At 72.8% G+C, this 2,468-nt stretch carries 4 protein-coding genes; all 4 read left to right on the top strand.

Translation table 11 applies throughout. From position 1 onward, the window contains the following. Positions 1 to 293: 293 nt before the first annotated feature. Positions 294 to 572: a helix-turn-helix transcriptional regulator gene (locus ACIQOV_RS37335; protein WP_401055235.1), complete on the top strand. Its 279-nt coding sequence runs from the start codon at positions 294 to 296 to the stop codon at positions 570 to 572. 70 nt (positions 573 to 642) lie between these two features. Next, on the top strand, positions 643 to 1,065 hold the full coding sequence (locus ACIQOV_RS37340; protein ID WP_401055232.1) for a response regulator transcription factor: 423 nt from the start codon (positions 643 to 645) through the stop codon (positions 1,063 to 1,065). Positions 1,066 to 1,106: 41 nt separating this feature from the next. Next, positions 1,107 to 2,147 carry a hypothetical protein gene (locus ACIQOV_RS37345; protein ID WP_401055233.1) on the top strand — a complete coding sequence of 347 codons (1,041 nt, stop codon included), beginning with the start codon at positions 1,107 to 1,109 and terminating at the stop codon, positions 2,145 to 2,147. A 140-nt stretch (positions 2,148 to 2,287) separates the two neighbouring features. Then, the coding region (locus ACIQOV_RS37350; protein ID WP_401055234.1) for a trehalase-like domain-containing protein at positions 2,288 to 2,468 on the top strand (181 nt) is incomplete at its 3' end.

The raw sequence follows: 2,468 nt of genomic DNA on the forward strand, positions 1-2,468 counted from the left end.
CGTGCGGTCGCCGCCGGGCCCGCCTGCGCGAAGTCGCCGACCAGTGTCATCGACCGGCCCGGGCACCGGCGCAGAATCATCCCGTCAAGCCCGACCTGTCCGACATCGACGTCCTCCTCCTGCAACAGGTGGCTCGCGGTTCCCTGCACGGCGAGACCAGCCGCGCCACCGGTATCGAGAAGGCCGAGGTCGGCGCCGCCGTCGTCGCCCTGGCGACGAAGGTCGGCGCCAAGTCGCGCTTCCACGCCGCCGCCTTGGGTGCGGCCTGGGGCCTGGTGAGGGACGTGCACGTGATGAACCCCACCGGCAAGTCGCTGTCGGTGCGGCACGTCGAGGTCCTCGCCGGCCTGGTGGGCGGTGAGGGCGCGGACGCCATCGCACAGCATCTGGGGCTGACCGTGAACACGGTGAACACCTACATCCAGACGATCCTGCGGGCCCTCGGCGTTCGGTCGAGGGAGCAGGCGAGCGCGGCGGCCGTGCTGGCCGATCTGGTGCCGTTGCGGGCTTTGGGTGCCGGTTGGCCCGACGTGAGGCTCAGCGAGCTTCGGCAGCCGGCGGAGGCGCGCTGATGCCGCGCCGCATCCGGCAGGCCGGAGGTCCCGGCGTGCTGCTGATGCCCATGCTCGGGGGGATCGGCTGATGCGGACGAAGGCGCCGCCCACGGCGCTGACCGCGCAGCAGGTCGCGGTGTTGGACAGGGCCGGCCTCGGCATGACGAACGCGGAGATCGGCGCGGCCCTGAATCTGGGTGTCGACAGCATCAAGGGCCACCTGCGGCAGGTGTACGACCGGTTGGACACCACGAACCGGGTTCACGCCTTCGTACGGGGATGGCAGTCCGGTCTGCTCCCCCGTTCGGCCTCGGTGGGTGTTGCTCCGGTGCTGTCGGACGAGCAGAAGTTGATCCTGCGGATCTGGGGACAGGGTGGGAATCGCCGTGACGTCGCCCGCGCCCTGGAGGTCCGGGAGAGCGCGGCGGAACTCTACGAGGACGCCGTGCTCGACACGCTCGGTCCCGCAAGCGCGTTGTCGCCGTCCGCCGGGCACTCGAACAGCAGCTGATCGATCCGGCCGGGGACACCCTGGCCGACCTCACCACACCCATGGCGGCCGATTCGGGCCAGGGCCGCACCCTGCACCACCGCACGAAGGGAGGGACCGGTGAAACCGAACTCGTAGACGAAGCGCACGCTGAACCCGATCGCCCTGATCCGCTGGACCGCTCGGTCGCGACGCTGCGCTCCGCGCAGGGTCTGGCCGTACACCTCGGTGCGCTGGCCGGCCTGCCAGAATTGCCGTCGCTGGCGGCAGTCCTGGCCGGGGCGCCGCCCCGCGGGACGGCGCCAGCCGTCGTGCGGCTGGTGCACCAGGCACTGGCCCTCGGGGTCCCGTGCGCCCTGGTGATCCCCGCGGCGGCGGTCGATGCCGACCGTGCCGTCGAGGCGGTGGGCCTGGGATCGGCCTGGTCGTGCGCGGTCCGCCAAGGGGCGTACGACCTCGGAACCGCCGCCTATCTGGAAGCCGCCCACCTGCTCGGGGCCCCGCTCGACGAGCTGCTGGTCGTGTGCACCGCCGACCAGGCGCCCGTGGCGGGAGAAGCCGGGGTCCGCCGGATCCTGACGACCCCGAGCATCGTGCCGGACACCGGGCCTTGGCGTGCCCCGAGGCCCGAGTTGAACGCGCTGGAGCGCCGGATCGCCGAACTGGTCGCCCAGGGGCTGGGCGTCGCCGAGATCGGCGACCACGTCCATACCGGGGAGTACCTGGTCCGGACTCGCCTGGCCGACTTGCGCCGGCGTGTCGGCGCCGTGGACGACGCGCACCTGGTCGTCCGCCTAATCACGGCGGGGGCGATCGGCACCGAGCGGCTGCGCGCCGATCTGCCCGACCCCGTCCCCGAGCTGGATCAGGCGGGGCGGGCCGTGGCGGCGCTGATCTGTACCGGGACGCTGAGCGAGGCCGGGGCGAGCGCCGTCGGCCTGAGCCTGCGCACGGCACGGACGGTCGAGGGACGAGTCGTCCGGGCGCTCTCTCGGCGCGGCAGCCGAACCCATGCCGCAGCCGTCGCCGTGATCACCGGAATCGTCGCGCTGCCCCCGCCGAACCACATCCCCTACTTGGAGCCGATTTGCCCGGTGGCGTGAACCCGGACGCAAGGACGGGCCTCTCGCGGCCGCCGTCCCGACCCGCCGCAGCCGGGGCCGTGCGGCTGCTGGAGCAGCTCGTCGCGCACACCCGCTCCCGCCCCTGACCTCCCACCGCTCCGCCAACACCAGGATTTCGCATGCCCGTTCCCCTTCCGATCGAAGGCTATGCCCCGATCGGCAACGGCCGCTCGACGGCCCTCGTCGACCTCCACGGCGCGATCCCGTGGCTGTGCCTGCCGGAGTTCGACTCGCCGACGGTGTTCGCCGCGCTCCTCGGCGACCGGCGCCACGGCTACTGGTCGCTCTCCCCCACCTCCC

Source organism: Kitasatospora sp. NPDC091257 (assembly GCF_044757675.1).
In the GTDB taxonomy this organism is placed as follows: Bacteria; Actinomycetota; Actinomycetes; order Streptomycetales; family Streptomycetaceae; genus Kitasatospora; species Kitasatospora lactacystinica.

Excerpts from the sequence above, each read along its gene's own strand:
- ACIQOV_RS37335 (WP_401055235.1), top strand. The coding sequence starts at position 294 with ATGAACCCCACCGGCAAGTCGCTGTCGGTGCGGCACGTCGAGGTCCTC.
- ACIQOV_RS37340 (WP_401055232.1), top strand. The coding sequence starts at position 643 with ATGCGGACGAAGGCGCCGCCCACGGCGCTGACCGCGCAGCAGGTCGCG.
- ACIQOV_RS37345 (WP_401055233.1), top strand. The coding sequence starts at position 1,107 with ATGGCGGCCGATTCGGGCCAGGGCCGCACCCTGCACCACCGCACGAAG.